The following is an 18,173-nucleotide window of genomic DNA, read 5'->3' on the forward strand; positions in this document are numbered from 1 at the left end:
ACAAAATTTGTAAAATTATGAATACTGCATATATAGTAAAAGGATATCGAACAGCTGTGGGTAAAGCCCCAAAGGGGGTATTTCGTTTTAAAAGACCTGATGAATTAGCTGCAGAGACCATTGAATATTTAATGAGCAAGCTTCCTGAGTTTGACAAAAAACGCATAGACGATGTGATGGTTGGTAATGCAATGCCAGAGGCTGAACAAGGTCTAAATATGGGAAGATTAGTCTCTTTAATGGGATTAAAAATTGACGATGTACCGGGAGTAACCGTAAATAGATACTGCGCCTCGGGCTTAGAGACCATAGCAATGGCTGTTGCTAAAATTCAATCGGGAATGGCACACTGTATTATAGCTGGTGGGGCCGAAAGTATGAGTTTTATTCCTATGGGAGGTTACCGACCTACTCCGGATTATACAATTGCCAAGCAAGGTCATGAGGATTACTATTGGGGAATGGGACTAACAGCCGAGGCGGTAGCCCATCAATTCAAAGTATCGCGTGAGGATCAAGACTTGTTTGCTTATAATTCCCATTTAAAGGCTTTGAAAGCTCAAGAAGAAGGTTTGTTTGACAATCAAATTGTACCTATAAATATTCAACAGGTCTATGTCAATGATCAAAACAAAAGAAGTACTAAAGACTATACTGTAACCCAAGATGAAGGTCCTAGAAAGGGTACCTCTTTAGAGGCATTAGCTAAACTTCGTCCTGTGTTTGCTGCCGATGGAAGTGTGACAGCTGGGAATTCTTCCCAAACAAGTGATGGCGCAGCTTTTGTGATGGTAATGTCCGAGCAGATGGTTAAGGAATTAAATATAGAACCAATTGCAAGAATGGTCTCTTACGCAGCCTCTGGAGTAGAGCCAAGAATCATGGGAATCGGTCCTGTTAAAGCAATTCCCAAAGCCTTAGATCAAGCTGGATTAACCCTAAAAGACATTGATTTAATAGAATTAAATGAAGCCTTTGCCGCCCAGAGTTTAGCTGTAATTAGAGAATTGGATTTAAATCCAGAAATTATAAATGTTAACGGAGGTGCCATTGCTTTAGGGCATCCATTAGGATGTACAGGAGCTAAACTATCTGTTCAGCTTTTCGATGAAATGCAAAGACGTCAAGGTAAATACGGCATTGTTAGTATGTGTGTTGGTACCGGGCAAGGTGCAGCAGGTATCTATGAATTATTATAACCAAACTATTAATTAACCAAAAATAAATAAAGAAATGAGTACAGATATAACAAGAGGTGGTCAATTCTTAGTAAAAAAGACCCCTAGCCAAAGTGTTTTTACCCCAGATGATTTTTCACAAGAACAAATTATGATGCGTGATTCTGTTCGCGAATTCATAGACAAGGAAATTTGGCCCAATAAATATCGATTTGAACAAAAAGATTACGCTTTTACCAAAGAATGTATGCAAAAAGCAGGACAACTTGGATTACTTGGGGTAGCTGTTCCAGAACAATACGGAGGTCTAGGTATGGGATTTGTATCCACAATGCTTGTTTGTGATTACATCTCGGGAGCAACAGGATCTTTCTCCACTGCCTTTGGAGCGCATACAGGAATAGGAACCATGCCTATTACTTTATATGGAAATGAAGAACAAAAAAATAAATACGTACCAAAACTAGCCACTGGAGAGTGGTTTGGAGCTTATGCTTTAACAGAACCTGATGCTGGATCAGATGCCAATTCAGGTAAAACCAAAGCCGTTTTGTCTGAAGATGGCCAGTATTATGAGATCACGGGACAAAAAATGTGGATCTCTAATGCAGGTTTTTGTAATTTATTTATTGTTTTTGCCAGAATACAGGACGACAAAAACATTACAGGTTTCATTGTTGAAAATGACCCTTCAAATGGAATAACTTTAGGAGAAGAAGAACATAAACTAGGTATTAGAGCCTCCTCTACTCGTCAAGTGTTTTTTAATAAAACCAAAGTAAAGGTTTCCGATATGCTTTCCCAAAGAGGTAATGGTTTTAAAATAGCCATGAATGCCTTGAATGTAGGAAGAATTAAACTTGCTGCAGCTTGTTTGGATTCGCAAAGAAGATTAACCACCCAAAGTATTCAATATGCTAATGAACGCATACAATTCAATACCCCTATTTCTAGCTTTGGTGCTATTCGAAATAAACTAGCAGAAATGGCAACCAATGCCTATGTTGGCGAGGCTGCTTGTTATCGAGCTGCTGGTAGTATTGAACAGCGCATTGAGGAAAGAATTCAAAATGGAGAGTCTATCCAAGATGCAGAATTAAAAGGTGTTGAGGAGTTTGCCATCGAATGCTCGATTTTAAAAGTCGCCGCTTCAGAGGATGTGCAAAATACAGCTGATCAAGGTATTCAAATCTTTGGAGGGATGGGATTCTCGGAAGACACACCTATGGAAAGCGCCTGGAGAGATGCTAGAATCGCACGTATATACGAAGGAACCAACGAGATCAATCGCATGTTAGCTGTGGGGATGTTGATTAAAAAAGCAATGAAAGGTCATGTGGATCTTTTAGGCCCTGCAATGGCCGTGGCTGATGATTTGATGAGTATTCCTAGTTTTGATACGCCAGATTACTCGGAATTGTTTGCACAAGAGTTAGAGATTGTAGAAAACCTAAAAAAGGCTTTTTTAATGATTGCTGGTAGTGCGGTACAAAAATATGGACCGGAACTAGAAAAGCATCAATCTCTTTTATTGGCGGCCTCGGATATTATGATTGAGATATATATGGCCGAAAGTGGTATTTTAAGAACTCAAAAACTAGCTAGTATAAAACCAGAGTCTGAGATTCAAGCGCAAATTGCTATGGCTAAGCTCTATTTATACAATGCCGTGGATATTATAGCCCAAAAAGGTAAAGAAGCCATTAGTTGTTTTGCACAAGATGATGAGCAGCGTATTATGTTAATGGGGTTAAGAAGATTTACAAAATATACAGATTTACCAAATGTAGATCAATTAAGAGAAACTATCGCAAGTGATCTAGTGAATAGTAACCAATATGGCTTTTAAACTATAGAGAGTCATAAAAACTGGTTTAGTTTGTTTGTAAAGACCGTCTTTTTTTTAAATAAAAAGGGCGGTCTTTTGTTTTTAATTGACAATTTTTAGCATAAAAAACAAACAAAAAGCAATCCTTTTACGCAAAGAATAGTAAGCAAATTTAAAGTTATTAAATTTTTATTATTAATAATTCATTCAAATTTACCCAAATTTTCATATTCTTTAAAATTACACGGTTTTGTTAAAAATTTTAATAATATTCACGTAATAATTAGAAAAACTTTAGTTAAAGTTGAGCAATAGCCGAATAAACCATATTTACATATTATTACAAGCCGTATCTTTGTTGTATAATTATTATTTTGATGAAGAAATTTTTAACAACAGGAGTCTTGTTGGCTATGTTCACCATGGCCAATGCACAAGAAAAGCAAAACGCATTTATCCCTATTAAAGAAACTTCTACTTTAAATGAATTCAATTTTTATTTAGATACACGATATCAGTATAAATCAGATTTTGGACCAAATTTAAGTACTGCCAATGGTTTCCAAGTTGATAAAACTCGTATTTACCTAACAAGTAAGGTAAAAGATAAGCTGAGTTTTGTATTAAGGTATGATTTAAATGCCAGTGAGAGCTCTAATGCTTTAGAAGCAGCTTTTTTTGAATATCGTATAAATCCAAATTGGGCCATAGCTGCGGGTAAACTATTTACAGCTTGGGGTACCTATGAGATTGATTACAATGGTGGGGATATTTATTCTAATATGACTTTATTGAATAACCTACCTGTTTATGCTCCTGGAGTAAATATAGCTTACTTTACAAATAATCAACGATTTAATTTACAAATCACAAGTCAAGATAATCAATTTGCAAGTCCTAGTTATCAAAACAAAGCATATGGATATATGTTTTTATGGCAAGGTAGTTTATTGCAAGACAAGCTAAGAACTAGATATGGATATGGGCTTTTACAGCATGATTCCGATAAGTTTTACAATTGGTTAACCATAGGTAATCAACTGCGAGTTAAAAGATGGTTTGCCGAGCTTGATTGGGTTTATGGTTTTAGAAATATTAATTTTGACCCAAACCAAGAATTAACCACTCCTGGATATATGGATACCTATGTAAAGGAAAACGCAGTGGGTTTATCTTTAAAATACCACTTTGATACTTGGAATCCTGCCTTTAAGGTTATCTACAATAAAAGGGATGCTTTGGATCAAGGAGCAGCCTTTAAATTATGGACTTTAGAGGGTACAATGGAATTTTATCCCTTTAAATATGATGCATTGTTTAAGGACATTAGGCTTTTTGCAAGCTACAGTTATAATTTAACGCAATACACCAAAGACGTGGCTTATTTAAACCACAATATTGTTCACAAAGTGCAATGTGGGGTTAGGTGGTTAATTCCACTTGTTAAAACACATAAATAAATCTTGTTAAAACAGGTAACAAAAATTAATTGTTACCTGTTTTTTTTATATTATTTTTTTAATAATAACATTCAGTAAAAGATACTTTATTAGTATAAGAAATAAATATTAACTCGCAAAATCACCGATAATTAGAATAAAAATATATTATTTAACATTTATTTGTATTTTGAACCCTTATTAATTTTATTTTTGGAAAATTATTTGTAAATTTAATTATTGATCCACCATAAACAACTGATTTTTTAATTTTATGGTTAAAAAACTAAGAAAATGAATAAGATGCAAAATTATAATTATTGTGATTTACTAGATCAGGACAACATAGAAAGAGATTGTATTATCATAGATTTACAAAGAGCCAATGCCGATATGAGTAGCCTTGTGACTCAAGGGCATAAGCATTGTTTTTATCAAATCATTTTTTTTACTGGTGGCACAGGGATTAACTTTATAGATTACAAGAATTACGACATAAAAAAAGGAGATATGTTTTTTTTATCTCCCGGTCAAATCCATAAATGGACTTTAAATCCCTCCACCCAAGGTTTTGTTATTAATTTCTCGAGCAAATTGTTTTCCACATTTTTATTAAATGATAACTACATCAGTGACCTACCCTTTTTTCAAGTTGACAGTGAACAATCGGTGATAAATGTGACATACAATTATGCAAATATCTTAAATATCTTTGAGAAGATTCTTTACGAGAGTCAGTTAACCAATGGAGGTAATTTGGATTTGATACGAGTATACTTAATAGAGTTGTTTTTAATTTGTCAAAAGCAAGTTGAACAAACCCCTAATTACGAAAATAAATTATTACAACCTTCTAATTTAGTGAAACAATTTGAAGTTTTTGTCGAGAAACACTTCTATGAATATCGCTTCCCAAAAGAATATGCCCAATTACTTTACGTTACGCCTAATTATTTAAATGCGGTTTGTCAAAAAGTAAAAGGTATTTCGGCCGGAGAAATCATTAGAAACAGAATATTATTGGAGAGTAAGCGTTTACTGGTAAACACCAATTTATCGGCCAGTGAGGTAGCCTATAAATTAAGCTTCAAGGACAATTCTTATTTTTCAAGATTTTTTAAAAAATACGTAGGTGTATCCCCCGATGAGTATAGAAGAAATTAGTGTTAGATTATAAAAGCCCTAGTATTTAAAAAATAGCTAGGGCTTTTATTTTATAATAATTAAATGAATTTACAACCAATCACAATTCCACACCTTGTTATTATTATAATGCAGTTTGCCTTTTGTAACCACCAATGGAGATTCAATATTATTGGTATATAAAGCCCCTGTACCCAATCCTTGAGGTGTTTTTAACCCAAGGGTATAGGTCCACTGTGCAATAGCATTTAAACCAATATTACTCTCTAAAGCCGAGGTAATCCAATAGTCAATATTTCGCTGTTTAGCCAAATCAATCCACTGCATACATCCTTTAATTCCACCAACCAAACTTGGCTTTAAAATTATATATTGTGGCATTATTGAATCCAATAGCTCTTGCTTTTGGGATGGTTCAATTACCCCTATTAGCTCTTCATCCAAGGCAATGGGAACAGGTGTTTGTTTACAAAGCTGCGCCATTTCCTGGATATTTCCTGCTTTAATTGGCTGTTCAATACTATGCAAATCCAAAGTAGTTAACTTCTCTAAGCGTTTTAAGGCTTGTTGATTTGAAAACCCGCCATTTGCATCCACACGAAGTTCAACTTGTTGTTTTGTATAAGAATCGCGGATATAAGATAAAAGTTCAAACTCTTTATTAAAATCAATAGCACCAATCTTCAACTTTAAGCACGAAAAGTTTTCTTGAAGTTTTTGCTGAATTTGCTGACTCATAAACTCAGGCTCGCCCATCCAAATAAGTCCATTTATAATTATCGAGTCCTTTGAATTTGTAAACTCAGATTCAAACAAAACAAAAGGGTCTATACTTTCTAAGGATAAAAAAGCTTGCTCTAAACCAAATTGAATGGATGGATAATGCTTTAATTCTTCCAGTAAAACCTCCAACCCTAAATGAATATTTTGGCAAGTCCACTTTAATTTTTGTTCATAATCTGGTCTATCATCATAACTTAAAGTTCGTAATATCCCACACTCCCCTATGCCTTTTTTACCTTGACTTTCCAATTTGATAAACCAAGTTTCTTTATCTATTAACACGCCACGAGAGGTACCCGAGGGTCTTTTAAAATTCAGAACATATTTAAAATAACTTGCTTTCATATCTTTTTTATAGTGTTAAACTATCTCCTATTGGTAAAAGCATTAAATCTTTGGCTTTAGCAAAAAAGCTACTTTTTGCTCTCTCGTGATCTATTTCAATAAAACCAAAGGTATCGTAGTGGTAGCCTAATATTTTATCACATTGTAAAAATTCAGCCGCCACAACAGCTTGATCAATTCCCATTGTAAAATTATCACCAATTGGCAAGACTGCTAAATCTAGTTTTGTAAACAAAGGGATTAATTTCATATCCATGGTAAGAGCTGTGTCTCCTGCGATATAAACATTTTTATTTTTACTCTCTATGACAAATCCACCAGGTTCTCCACCATATGTTCCATCATCAAATGAACTTGAGTGGATTGCTACGGTATAATGAAGTTTACCAAAATCAAACTCCCAACTTCCTCCGTGATTCATAGGATGGGTTTGAAATCCTTTCTTAGCATAGTATCCCGCAATCTCGGCATTAGATACAATTAAAACATCGGGATTGTTTTTGGCAATTCGCTCCACATCTGCCACATGATCCCCATGAGCGTGGGTTAAAAGAATATAATCTGCTTTAATAGCATCCACATCAATAAGCTGAGCAGCCGCTAAAGGATTTGCACTAATAAACGGATCGACAACAATTTGTATATCGCCCACTTGAATTCCCAAACAAGCATGTCCATAATAAGTAATTTTCATAATAATACAATTTTAGATAATACTAGAGATACAAAATAAAACGCATAGCAAAAAAGTTGACAGTGCTACCGGTTTCATTTGCGAATCTAATTCCCCAGGACTAGTATTTGATTTGACAAAATATATATGTTTTAAAAAAGGAATATAAGCTAAGATAAAGAAATATTGATAAAATCTAAACCCGGCATGCACACCGTAGGCTATAAATGCCAATAGAGCAAACACAATTATGGCGTAATGATAATATTTTGCTTTTTGTCTACCTAGTTTAACCGCTAAGGTATTTTTCCCAACGTTTTTATCGGCATCCAAATCTCGCATATTATTTATGTTTAATACAGCTATGGATAAGTTTCCCACAGCAATACCACATAATAAAACCCAAAAGTTTACTTGTTGGGTGTATAAATAATAACTCCCCATAACACTTACTAACCCAAAGAAAATAAATACAAATAAATCACCTAGTCCTTTATATCCATAGGCTCCCTTTCCTACCGTATATTTAATTGCAGCACCAATGCAAGATACCCCTAAAACAAAAAAGAAAACACTTGTAACAAACTCGCTACTACCAAATGAAACGTATATAAGCAAAACAGCGCTAATTAAACAAGCAATTGATGTAATTACAATACCATGTTTCATTTCTCTAGGGGAAATAACCCCACTTTGCAATGCTCTTTGCGGACCTATCCTAGTTTCATTATCTGTCCCCTTGACTCCATCCCCGTAATCATTGGCAAAGTTAGAAAGAATCTGAAGTAAAAGAGTGGTTAGAATAGCTAAAGAAAAAATAGCTATAAAACTAGAATCACTTCCATGTTTAGGAAAAGCCAAAGCGCTTCCTACTATAATACCCGATACAGATAAGGGCAAAGTTCTCAGGCGAGCAGCGCCAACCCATGCTTTGAGGTTTATCATAAAAAATAAAAAATTAATACTCTTGTGGCTAATGGCCAAACAAGATAAGTAAGGTCCAAAATTAACCGAAATAATTGACTTATGCCATTTTTAAAGCAATGAAAACACCTGTTGAAAAACCAATATTCCCCTTAGATATCAGGACATTTTAAAGTATCCATAAATTGGTTCAAACCCAATTAATTTACAAGTAGATTGGCTAAATACACAAAAAAATTAAAAAGTATAAAAAGAGAAAATTAGGACACCTGAGGGGTTTTAAAAAAACGTTTAAAAGACCTGTTTTTTTTAAAAGGTTATCATCAGTAAGTAAGCTTGTATGATAGTAGTATTTTTTAAAAAGAGCTTAGATTCTTTATTTAAGATAAGATTGAAAACTGATTTTTAAACTTCTACGGGATTTTATAAAAAAACAGTTACAACTTGTTATTTAAACTTTTACTTTAATAGTTTAAATCTACTTAAAAAAGGTCTCACACCACCCTTTTCTTGCAAAAACACACCCATAACTTAAAGTTATATCACTCATGTGGTTTAATTTAAAAATCTCATTTCCAACTCTTTTAATACCTTTACTTAAAGTATTACTTTTTTGTATTTTTAAAGTAAAACTCTAATTAAAAAAGTGTTTCTAACTAAATTTTAAATTATTTTTTTTGTCAAAACCACCTATTTAATTTTCGTAACTTTTTAAAACAATGAAAAAAAAGCACTATTTCATATCCCCTATTATTATAATTTGAGGTAGAAAAACATTACAACCATTAGTATATAAACTGTGTTTATTATCTTTAAATCCTTGACTAAGGAGTTAGGTATTTAGTGGTATTTTTCATTTTTTTTGTAAGACACTCTTTGTAATAAAAAGAACTATTAAGACATTTACTTTATTTAAACTACCTTTCTCTTGAATTGTAAACTAACCTGTAGAGACTTTTTCTTATACTACTTCTAGAAATATTTGTTAGTTTTTAAAAAAAAAAATCCGCTTTTATAGCATAAGCTACAAAAGCGGATATATTATCTGGTTAAATAATTGCTTTTTATGGAATCCATTTTTTTGCAAAGTTTGGCTTTCTTTTCTCCAAAAAGGCATTCCTTCCCTCTATGGCTTCCTCGGTCATATAAGCCAGGCGTGTAGCCTCTCCGGCAAATACCTGTTGACCAACCATACCATCATCGGTTAGGTTCATGGCAAACTTGAGCATTTTAATAGAAGTTGGTGATTTCTCTAATACCTCTTGGGCCCATTGATAAGCAGTATCCTCTAGTTTATCATGTTCCACTACAGCATTTACCATTCCCATTTCAAAGGCCTCTTGGGCTGAATAATTTCTACCTAAAAAGAATATCTCACGTGCCTTTTTCTGACCAACCATCTTGGCTAAATAAGCCGAGCCATATCCCCCGTCAAAACTAGTTACATCGGCGTCGGTTTGTTTAAAAATAGCATGTTCTTTACTTGCAAGAGTCATATCACACACCACATGTAAACTATGTCCTCCTCCAACGGCCCATCCTGGTACAACAGCAATAACTACCTTAGGCATAAAGCGTATTAATCGCTGTACTTCCAAGATATTTAAGCGGTGCATTCCATCCTCGCCAACATATCCTTGATGTCCTCTTGCTTTTTGATCTCCTCCGCTACAAAATGAATAAACTCCGTCCTTTGCAGAAGGTCCTTCGGCTGATAATAATACAACTCCAATTGAAGTATCCTCTTGTGCATCATAAAAAGCACGATATAGTTCGCTAGTGGTCTTTGGTCTAAAAGCATTGCGAACCTCTGGTCTATTAAAAGCAATACGAGCTACTCCATTACACTTTTTATAAGTGATATCTTCAAACTCGATTGCTGTTTCCCATTGTATCTTACTCATAATCTTTTTGATTTTAGGGTAAAAATAACCTATTTTTTGCATTATATTGCAAATCCAAAACAATTTTAAAAAATGAGAAAATTAATTATTTCGATGTCCATGCTTTTTATTGCCATGGGAGCATCGGCACAAAAGTATGGTTTTAAGACTATTATCGACCTACAAGCTCTTCCTGTAACTAGTCAAGGAAGTACAGGTACATGCTGGAGTTTTAGTACTTCTTCCTTTTTAGAATCTGAGATTCTACGTATTTCAGACAAGCACATCGACCTTTCGGAGATGTATAATGTTAGAAATACCTATCCAAAAAAAATCGAAAATTATATTACAAGACAATCTAAAGCACAATTTGGTGAGGGTGGTCTAGCACATGATGTTATAAATAGTGTGAGAGACTATGGTTTAGTACCTCAGGCCGTATATGATGGTTATATGGGACAAGATACTTATAACCACCAAGAGTTATTTAAAGCCTTACAGGGGTTAATTAACGTTTATGCCACTAGTAATAAACCAATTACTATGAACTGGAAGCCAATCACCGAGTATATTTTAGATACTTATATGGGTAAAAACGTGCAAGAGTTCACCTATGAAGGAAAAAATTACACCCCGATGAGCTTTTTAAAGATGACCGGAATTAATCCCGATGATTATTTAACCATTACCTCATTTGCCAATCAAAAAGATTATAGCTCCTTTATTTTAAATATTCCGGATAACTTTTCCAATGGAAGCATGTATAATCTACCTTTAGATGAATACATAGCAAATATTGATAATGCCTTAGACAATGGTTTTACTTTGTCTTTAGATTGTGATGTTTCGGAAAAAGGATTTTCCGCTGAATCTGGAGTTGCTTTTGTTGCATTAGACCCAAAAGATAATGAAAAAGGATTAACAGAAATTATCCAAGAAAAGGATATTACACCAGAGTATCGTCTACAGGAGTTCTTTAGCTTTGATACCAACGATGATCACTTAATGCATATTGTGGGTAAGGTACAAGACAAAAATGGAAATATTTACTATAAGGTTAAGAACTCTTGGGGTAGCCAAGGTCCAAGAATTGGAAACGATGGTTATATTTATATGAGCCTTGCCTACTTAAAACTTAAGTCAATTTCGGTATTGGTTCATAAAGATGCATTAACAAATCAAACAAAGGCAAATTTAAAAATCCAATAATCCCCCGTAACGTAAAGTAGCCCCAGTGGGTTACTTTACGTATTTATATTATGAAGTACACACCTAGTTTCCCAATTATTCTACTCTCGGTTTTTATGCTTTTGTCTTGTGAGAGTAATCAAACAAAACAGCAAAATTTATTGGCCTCGGTAGACCAGCCCGAACATGATTTTTTGGAAAAAACCCTCCCCCCTTATAGTGTTGATTTTGAAAAATTAGATCCAAGTTATATTTTACAAAAAAATCAAGAAGTAGAAGAATTTTATTTAAATAATATTAAGAAAAACGGTTATACTGGAAGTTTTCTAGTTGCTAAAAATGGGCAAGTTATCTATGAAGATTATTCCGGTTTTTCCGATAAAAAAAATGCAAAACAAATCGACAAGGACACCCCAATACATGTTGCCTCTGTTGGTAAGGTGGTAACGGCAATAAGTATATTGCGTCTTGTGGATCAAAATAAGCTAGATTTAGACCAAAGTGTTCAAGATATTATACCTGGGTTCGGAAATCCAGAAATAACCGTTCGTAGCTTATTAAATCACCGAAGTGGATTAACCTATTATGGATACTATCAAGATATATGGGATAATCAAACCCCTATAACCAATCAAGATGTTATTGATGTAATAAAAAACAAAAGAGTTGATTTAGCTTTTACCCCCAACACCCAATTCTCTTATAGCAACACCAATTATGTGGTTTTGGCTAGTATTGTTGAGAAAATCACCGGTAAAAACTTTGATCAAGCTTTACGAGAATTGATTTTTGACCCTTTGCAGATGCATAACAGTTTTGTTTTGCAAGATTTGGATCAAAAACACACTGTAACTCAAAGTTACATGAGTAATTACCGACCAATGCATTGGGATTATATGGATGGAACCTATGGAGATAAAAATATTTTTTTAACTCCAAGAGATTTTCTTAAATTAGATACTGCCTTATACAGCGATGAGTTTCTTAGTCCAGAATTAAAACAGCAAATGTTTAAAGGATATAGTTACGAGCGAAAAGGCAAGCGAAATTATGGACTGGGATTCCGTTTAATTGAATTAGATAACAATCAGATTTATACCTATCACAACGGATGGTGGCGAGGCAATACCTCTTCTTATATTCGACTGGCTAAAGATAATGTTTGTATTATACTTTTTTCCAATAAGTATTCCACAGCAACTTATAAAACCATTAGTTTATCACATCATTTTGGAGACTATCCGGTGGGTAATATGAAATTATAAAAATATGAATCTACAACAAGCACTTAATCTTAAGCATTACATTGGCTTGGCTCCAATGCTAGGGGTTGGCACCCCTGAGCTTGTTGGAGCCATTGCCAACCAAGGAGCTTTAGCTTTTTTACCCCTGGGAAGATTACCAAGTAGTCAATGCCAGAGCCTGATTCTAAAGACTAAGGGAATAACACAAAAACCCTTCGGGGTTAATCTATTTTTACATGTCCAGGCCAAGGTTGATTTATCTCAAGTTACCCAAATGCAAGATTTACTAGCCCAGGCATGTGAGTTGCAAGACTTGGATTTAAAAACCACTAATGATTTTTGTGAAGATCCTTATAGTGAGATATTAGATCTTATAATCAAACACGAAATTAAAATAGTTAGTTTCACCTTCGGGTGTTTAACGCCACAACAAATTCGAGTATTGCATTTGCATGGGGTTTTTCTAATAGGTACAGCCACAACGGTAAAAGAGGCCATTTATTTAGAAAAGCATAAAGTAGATGCTATTGTTTTACAAGGAATCGAGGCCGGAGGGCATCGAGGTAGCTTTTTAAAAGACCGTATAAGCGATAATCTACCATTACATACCTTGTTTACCAAAGTAAAAAAAGAATTGCCCTTAACTAGTTTAATTGTCACAGGTGGCCTATACAATGGTGCCCAGGCCAGAGAGTATATCGAAAACGGAGCTCAACTAGCCTTATACGGCTCGATGTTTATTCCAAGTATGCAGAGTAGCGCTATGGCTTACCATAAAAATTTATTGGACAGCAATCTAGGTTTTCAAACCAGGTTAACAAAGAGTTTTAGTGGTAAATGGGCAAGAGGGATCGTAAATAGTCTTATGAATCATATTGACTTCAGCGGCCTTGAAATACCAAAGTACCCTATTCAGAATTTTTTAACCCAAAGTATTCGCCAACAAAGCAAAAAATTAAACAAAGCAGATTATTACTCGCTTTGGTGCGGAGAAAATGCCAAGCACGCCTATAAAGCGGATGCCACACAGATATTAAATAATCTAATACAAGAGTTTTATAGTCATCGCGACTTTTAAAAACAAAATCAGCAGCTAGAAAAATAGCTGCTGATTTTGTTTTACAATCTTTCTACAGTACTAATTCTTCAAAAAGCTTATCAAAAGTAGCTTGTAAATCTTGGCTTAATCCCACATGGGGTCTTGAGCTTTGAAGTACGGAGCTTTTCACGGCACTAAGCCAACGAAATCGCTCAGAAGTCTCTAAATTAGCAATTGGACTAGCGCATGGTGTTGCTTTTGCAATATTATCAAAAGCCTGTACATGTAATTGCAATACATCAAAATCAATTTGACTTGAAAAACATGCTATTTTTTCTTTATCTAGGTGAAATTTAGATAAAAGTACTTTTTTGCTTTTACAAAAAAGCAATAATCCTATATTTATAAACTCTTCTCGTTCTACCCTAGGCACATAACGAATTATGGCATATTCATATACTTGCATTTCTTGCTTGGTTTGCTTGGTTAACAAAAATTTCAGAATGATGTAGTCTTTGAACTAAAAAATCATAATAAACCTGTTTGATTTGCTCTGGATTTAAATCCGAATCTTGCCATTGTAGCCAATCCAAAGGAATAGTATTAACAATTTGCAAAAGCACCTGTGGGGTTAAAATAGCTTTAAATTTTTTATCTACCTGCTCAATCTGATCTGCATATGGTAGTAATACATGATCTTTAATTAAAGCAAAAGGGGTTAATGCACTTTTTTCCCAGTTTACAAACGAATGGTGAAAATAAAACGAAGCGCCATGGTCAATCAACCATAATTCTTTATGCCAAAGTAACATATTTGTATTTCTAAAGGTACGATCTACATTGGTTATATAAGCATCTAACCAAACTATCTCACTGGCTAATTTTCCCGACACATTCCAAGCAGCAGGATCATAGGTGAGAGCTCCTGATAAAAAATGAAGCCCTAGATTTAAACCTTGACTAAATTGCAATAAGTCTTGAATCTCTTCATCTGCTTCTGTTCTACCAAAAGCGGGATCTAACTCTGCAAAGACAAGCTCGGGTACTTTCAAGTCTAATCTTTGGGCAATTAATCCACCTAATAACTCGGCAATTAGAGCCTTGACACCATGTCCAGCCCCACGAAATTTTAAAACATACTTATAGCCATCATCAGCTATGGCCAATGCCGGTAGACTCCCCCCTTCTCTTAAAGGGCTCAGATAATGGGTAACTGTTACCGTGCGTAAATCCACTTTATCTTGCATAATTAACTTTTTTAATACTCAATATGGTTACTTTGCTACTTTACTAAAAACAAATTATTTTGATTCTCTTATTTTGGTATTTTAAATATCTTGTAATAAAGATACAAGTATTTAGATGTGATTTTGCTTTAAATGTAAATAAAATCACCGTGTTTTAAGCTCATTTTTGTTTAAAAACGATGCTTATACAGCCATGCAAAAGGTTTTTAAAAAATCACCTAAAACAGGCCTGTAGAGTTTATGCCTACTACTTTTGTATGATTAAAAAAAAAGTATAGCCCGTATTGCCCAAAAAACAACCTAAAGATATAACCTTAATAACCCTGGTCTTACTTATTGGTATTTCATTTATTTAATAAATGCTAGTTAAAGCTAAAAATTGGGTGTAATTCTTAAAAGGTGGTAAAGCTAATTTATTTAAATAAACTAATGAATTTCTTAGCTGTTAAACAAAACAGCCGATTTTCTTTTCATCCTTTTATTAAAAAGTCAAGGCACAATGCATTAAAACCTAATTTATTAACAGTAAAAAATAGCGTTTTTCTTTAAAAAAGGCTCTATTAAAACACCTATGCAAGAATTCTTTAAATACCCTCAGAGCATAGAACATCCAATAAAAATACTAAAGAAAGATATTTGTTAAAAAAAAATACCTCCTAGGTTAAATGGAGGTATGCTATTTTTAAGACCAAAAAGGGTTTTTTATCTATTGTTTATCAAATCGTATATTGGACAGTCCTTATGATGAGCTCCTTGTAAAATTCCAATACTCATTAAAAATTCATTTACGATTTGCGGGCCAACAAACTTAAAATTCTTTTTAAAGAGTTTCACCCATTGATCTAATTCATATCCTTTATAAGAATATAGCCAATTTTTAAAAGAACCATGTTGGCTTTGTATCTTAAGGATTTGATTAGCATTATAAATTGCCGCATTTACCTTAAGTCTATTTCTTATAATACCATTGTCTTGCAATAACTCTTGTATTTTTTGTGGCCCATATTGTGCCACTTTAGCTATTTCAAATCCATCATATCCTTGGTGAAAATTAGCTCTTTTTTTTAAAATCGTAGTCCAGCTAAGCCCCGCTTGATTTATTTCCCAAACAAAGCGCTCAAATAGTTTGTTATCACAATCTATCTCAAAGCCATACTCACAGTCATGATAATATTTATTGGGATCTTTGGTTTGGGAATCTAAAGTAGCCACAAAATCACAGTAGGTCATTTTTAAAGAATTCTAATTTTTGCATTATTAATTACTTTACGGAACTCTTCTCTAGCCTTAGGGTTTTTTAAGCCATAAACATCTCTTGTTTTTCCGTTATTAAGCTTAATTACAGCCTTAGTAGCTAAAGCTTTTGGCATTTTTACATATTTTATCTGAAACTTCTCAATTTTACTTATAGATGTATTAATAAAGAAATTTTTATATACCAGATAGCTAAAAACAGCCACTATAATAAAAAATAAATAATCCAGCTCTGTAAGATTTGCATAATCCATAATAGTAATCTTACCTATAGAAAGCAATAAAATGGCCACAGACATAATTCGGCTACTTTGTAAACGAGACTTGTAATTATCTGTAATATCTAATTCTTTAGTTTGGTTATTAAATGTAATCATATAAAAAGGCTTTGTTATACGTACAAATCTACTAATAAAACTAAAACAATATAGCCAATACTTTGTTAGATTATCTAATACATATATAATTTTATTGGTAACTGTTTATGTTAATCTATATCCTTGCTTATCTAATTAAAAAAGGGCTAGAAACATATCTAGCCCTTTGTATATTTAGTTATAATTAAAAAATTAAACGTGTAATGCTCTATTATCTGTAGCTGCTAAAGCCGCTTCTTTTATTGCCTCTGCAAATGTTGGGTGAGCATGAGACATTCTAGAGATATCCTCTGCCGATGCTCTGAATTCCATTGCTGTTACAGCCTCTGCAATTAAATCCGCAGCACGAGCTCCAACCATATGTACTCCTAAAACTTCATCGGTATTTTTATCGGCTAATATTTTCACAAATCCATTAGTATCGGCACTTGCTCTAGCACGACCTAAGGCTTTAAAAGGGAAGTTTCCAACTTTGTAATCTACCCCTTCTGCTTTTAATTGCTCCTCTGTTTTTCCAACCGCAGCAACCTCTGGCCATGTGTAAACAACCCCAGGAATTAAATTATAATCAATATGTGGTTTTTGACCCGCTAGATGCTCAGCAACTAAAACTCCTTCTTCTTCTGCTTTATGTGCAAGCATTGCTCCTCTTACTACATCTCCAATTGCATAGATATTAGCAGCACTTGTTTGTAACTGGTCATTTACCTCAACTTGTCCTCTTTCTGTTAATTTAACCCCAGCAGCCTCAGCGTTTAATCCCTGTGTGTAAGCACGACGACCAACTGCTACTAAAGCATAGTCTCCCTCAAGGGTAACTAATTCTCCTTTTTTATCCTCTGCGGTTACCTTCACTAGATCTCCTTGTCTTTCTACACCTTGAACTTTGTGAGATAAGTAGAATTTCATTCCTTGTTTCTTAAGTACTTTTGTCAATTCTTTTGATACAGCACCATCCATAGTAGGTAAAATTCTATCTGCATATTCAACCACAGAAACCTTAGCTCCTAAACGTAAATACACCTGACCTAATTCAAGTCCGATTACTCCACCACCAATAATAATTAAATGATTTGGAACCTCTGGTAACTCTAAAGCTTCTGTTGAAGTAATGATACGTTGTTTATCTAATTTAATAAAAGGTAAACTACTTGGTTTACTTCCAGTGGCGATAATTGTATATTTTGCTTGAATTTTCTCTACTGAACCATCATTTTTAGTAACATTTAAAGTAGTTGCGTTTTCAAATGAACCAACTCCCTGAAAAACTGTAATTTGGTTTTTGTCCATTAAATACTTAACCCCACCACATGTTTGATCAACAACCGCTTGTTTTCTAGCAATCATTTTAGCTAAGTCTACTTTTACATCGCCACCAATTTCAATTCCATGTTCTGCAAAATGCGCCATTTCTTCAACAAGATGAGAAGAAGCCAATAAAGCTTTTGATGGAATACATCCTACGTTAAGACAAGTTCCCCCCAAAGTAGAATACTTTTCGATAATTGCTGTTTTAAATCCTAATTGTGCACAACGAATTGCCGACACATATCCACCAGGTCCTGAACCAATTACTACTACGTCAAATGAATTCATAATATTTTTTTATTTTTTTATGTTGTTATTAT

Annotated in this window: 16 protein-coding genes; 7 read left to right on the plus strand and 9 right to left on the minus strand. The window is 33.9% G+C overall.

Annotation, left to right across the window (positions count from 1 at the left end):
- Nucleotides 1-17: 17 nt before the first annotated feature.
- The 4 genes from ACYSNV_RS05435 to ACYSNV_RS05450 all read left to right on the plus strand — a co-directional run bounded on the left by ACYSNV_RS05435 (nt 18) and on the right by ACYSNV_RS05450 (nt 5,609).
- On the plus strand, nt 18-1,199 hold the full coding sequence (locus ACYSNV_RS05435) for an acetyl-CoA C-acyltransferase (protein WP_461761547.1): 1,182 nt from the start codon (nt 18-20) through the stop codon (nt 1,197-1,199).
- 34 nt (nt 1,200-1,233) lie between these two features.
- Nucleotides 1,234-3,027, plus strand: coding sequence for an acyl-CoA dehydrogenase family protein (locus tag ACYSNV_RS05440; protein ID WP_461761548.1), 1,794 nt, complete (start codon nt 1,234-1,236; stop codon nt 3,025-3,027).
- 356 nt (nt 3,028-3,383) lie between these two features.
- Nucleotides 3,384-4,466 carry a porin gene (locus tag ACYSNV_RS05445; protein WP_461761549.1) on the plus strand — a complete coding sequence of 361 codons (1,083 nt, stop codon included), beginning with the start codon at nt 3,384-3,386 and terminating at the stop codon, nt 4,464-4,466.
- Between the two features lie 273 nt (nt 4,467-4,739).
- Nucleotides 4,740-5,609 (plus strand): helix-turn-helix domain-containing protein, encoded by an 870-nt coding sequence (locus tag ACYSNV_RS05450; protein ID WP_461761550.1) that lies wholly within the window; start codon nt 4,740-4,742, stop codon nt 5,607-5,609.
- A gap of 69 nt (nt 5,610-5,678) precedes the next feature.
- Here the strand turns inward: ACYSNV_RS05450 and ACYSNV_RS05455 are convergent, their stop codons facing one another.
- The 4 genes from ACYSNV_RS05455 to ACYSNV_RS05470 form a co-directional block, all read right to left on the minus strand.
- Nucleotides 5,679-6,716 carry an o-succinylbenzoate synthase gene (locus tag ACYSNV_RS05455; RefSeq protein ID WP_461761551.1) on the minus strand — a complete coding sequence of 346 codons (1,038 nt, stop codon included), beginning with the start codon at nt 6,714-6,716 and terminating at the stop codon, nt 5,679-5,681.
- A 7-nt stretch (nt 6,717-6,723) separates the two neighbouring features.
- Entirely contained in the window at nt 6,724-7,410 is a 687-nt protein-coding gene (locus tag ACYSNV_RS05460; protein ID WP_461761552.1) for a metal-dependent hydrolase, read from the minus strand.
- Between the two features lie 12 nt (nt 7,411-7,422).
- On the minus strand, nt 7,423-8,334 hold the full coding sequence (gene menA, locus ACYSNV_RS05465) for a 1,4-dihydroxy-2-naphthoate octaprenyltransferase (protein WP_461761553.1): 912 nt from the start codon (nt 8,332-8,334) through the stop codon (nt 7,423-7,425).
- A 1,043-nt stretch (nt 8,335-9,377) separates the two neighbouring features.
- Nucleotides 9,378-10,217, minus strand: coding sequence for a 1,4-dihydroxy-2-naphthoyl-CoA synthase (locus tag ACYSNV_RS05470; RefSeq protein WP_461761554.1), 840 nt, complete (start codon nt 10,215-10,217; stop codon nt 9,378-9,380).
- A 72-nt stretch (nt 10,218-10,289) separates the two neighbouring features.
- Here ACYSNV_RS05470 and ACYSNV_RS05475 point away from each other — a divergent pair, with 72 nt between their 5' ends.
- From ACYSNV_RS05475 to ACYSNV_RS05485, 3 genes are read left to right on the plus strand one after another with little or no spacing between them, the layout of a single operon-like run.
- On the plus strand, nt 10,290-11,405 hold the full coding sequence (locus tag ACYSNV_RS05475; RefSeq protein ID WP_461761555.1) for a C1 family peptidase: 1,116 nt from the start codon (nt 10,290-10,292) through the stop codon (nt 11,403-11,405).
- A 50-nt stretch (nt 11,406-11,455) separates the two neighbouring features.
- Nucleotides 11,456-12,649: a serine hydrolase domain-containing protein gene (locus tag ACYSNV_RS05480; protein ID WP_461761556.1), complete on the plus strand. Its 1,194-nt coding sequence runs from the start codon at nt 11,456-11,458 to the stop codon at nt 12,647-12,649.
- Nucleotides 12,650-12,653: 4 nt separating this feature from the next.
- On the plus strand, nt 12,654-13,706 hold the full coding sequence (locus tag ACYSNV_RS05485) for an NAD(P)H-dependent flavin oxidoreductase (protein ID WP_461761557.1): 1,053 nt from the start codon (nt 12,654-12,656) through the stop codon (nt 13,704-13,706).
- A gap of 52 nt (nt 13,707-13,758) precedes the next feature.
- Here the strand turns inward: ACYSNV_RS05485 and ACYSNV_RS05490 are convergent, their stop codons facing one another.
- From ACYSNV_RS05490 to lpdA, 5 genes are all read right to left on the minus strand, one after another.
- A complete protein-coding gene (locus ACYSNV_RS05490; RefSeq protein ID WP_461761558.1) occupies nt 13,759-14,133 on the minus strand; it encodes a DUF3037 domain-containing protein in 375 nt (124 codons plus the stop codon).
- Nucleotides 14,120-14,914, minus strand: coding sequence for a HipA family kinase (locus ACYSNV_RS05495; protein WP_461761559.1), 795 nt, complete (start codon nt 14,912-14,914; stop codon nt 14,120-14,122). Before ACYSNV_RS05495 ends, ACYSNV_RS05490 begins: the two co-directional genes overlap by 14 nt.
- A gap of 702 nt (nt 14,915-15,616) precedes the next feature.
- Nucleotides 15,617-16,144: a DNA-3-methyladenine glycosylase I gene (locus ACYSNV_RS05500; protein WP_461761560.1), complete on the minus strand. Its 528-nt coding sequence runs from the start codon at nt 16,142-16,144 to the stop codon at nt 15,617-15,619.
- A 2-nt stretch (nt 16,145-16,146) separates the two neighbouring features.
- The gene (locus tag ACYSNV_RS05505) at nt 16,147-16,545 is read right to left on the minus strand and encodes a hypothetical protein (protein ID WP_461761561.1); all 399 of its coding nucleotides are present in this window, start codon (nt 16,543-16,545) and stop codon (nt 16,147-16,149) included.
- 192 nt (nt 16,546-16,737) lie between these two features.
- Complete coding sequence (lpdA, locus tag ACYSNV_RS05510) at nt 16,738-18,141, minus strand: dihydrolipoyl dehydrogenase (protein ID WP_461761562.1); 1,404 nt, start codon at nt 18,139-18,141, stop codon at nt 16,738-16,740.
- Nucleotides 18,142-18,173: the final 32 nt, after the last annotated feature.

The sequence above is a fragment of the Myroides sp. LJL119 genome (assembly GCF_054871605.1).

What these genes read in the sequence shown, in the direction of transcription:
- ACYSNV_RS05475 (WP_461761555.1), top strand. Translation starts at nt 10,290, where the DNA reads ATGAGAAAATTAATTATTTCGATGTCCATGCTTTTTATTGCCATGGGA.
- ACYSNV_RS05455 (WP_461761551.1), bottom strand. Translation starts at nt 6,716, where the DNA reads ATGAAAGCAAGTTATTTTAAATATGTTCTGAATTTTAAAAGACCCTCG.
- ACYSNV_RS05460 (WP_461761552.1), bottom strand. Translation starts at nt 7,410, where the DNA reads ATGAAAATTACTTATTATGGACATGCTTGTTTGGGAATTCAAGTGGGC.
- menA (WP_461761553.1), bottom strand. Translation starts at nt 8,334, where the DNA reads ATGATAAACCTCAAAGCATGGGTTGGCGCTGCTCGCCTGAGAACTTTG.
- lpdA (WP_461761562.1), bottom strand. Translation starts at nt 18,141, where the DNA reads ATGAATTCATTTGACGTAGTAGTAATTGGTTCAGGACCTGGTGGATAT.
- ACYSNV_RS05445 (WP_461761549.1), top strand. Translation starts at nt 3,384, where the DNA reads ATGAAGAAATTTTTAACAACAGGAGTCTTGTTGGCTATGTTCACCATG.
- ACYSNV_RS05505 (WP_461761561.1), bottom strand. Translation starts at nt 16,545, where the DNA reads ATGATTACATTTAATAACCAAACTAAAGAATTAGATATTACAGATAAT.
- ACYSNV_RS05450 (WP_461761550.1), top strand. Translation starts at nt 4,740, where the DNA reads ATGAATAAGATGCAAAATTATAATTATTGTGATTTACTAGATCAGGAC.
- ACYSNV_RS05435 (WP_461761547.1), top strand. Translation starts at nt 18, where the DNA reads ATGAATACTGCATATATAGTAAAAGGATATCGAACAGCTGTGGGTAAA.
- ACYSNV_RS05490 (WP_461761558.1), bottom strand. Translation starts at nt 14,133, where the DNA reads ATGCAAGTATATGAATATGCCATAATTCGTTATGTGCCTAGGGTAGAA.
- ACYSNV_RS05440 (WP_461761548.1), top strand. Translation starts at nt 1,234, where the DNA reads ATGAGTACAGATATAACAAGAGGTGGTCAATTCTTAGTAAAAAAGACC.
- ACYSNV_RS05470 (WP_461761554.1), bottom strand. Translation starts at nt 10,217, where the DNA reads ATGAGTAAGATACAATGGGAAACAGCAATCGAGTTTGAAGATATCACT.
- ACYSNV_RS05500 (WP_461761560.1), bottom strand. Translation starts at nt 16,144, where the DNA reads ATGACCTACTGTGATTTTGTGGCTACTTTAGATTCCCAAACCAAAGAT.
- ACYSNV_RS05480 (WP_461761556.1), top strand. Translation starts at nt 11,456, where the DNA reads ATGAAGTACACACCTAGTTTCCCAATTATTCTACTCTCGGTTTTTATG.
- ACYSNV_RS05495 (WP_461761559.1), bottom strand. Translation starts at nt 14,914, where the DNA reads ATGCAAGATAAAGTGGATTTACGCACGGTAACAGTTACCCATTATCTG.
- ACYSNV_RS05485 (WP_461761557.1), top strand. Translation starts at nt 12,654, where the DNA reads ATGAATCTACAACAAGCACTTAATCTTAAGCATTACATTGGCTTGGCT.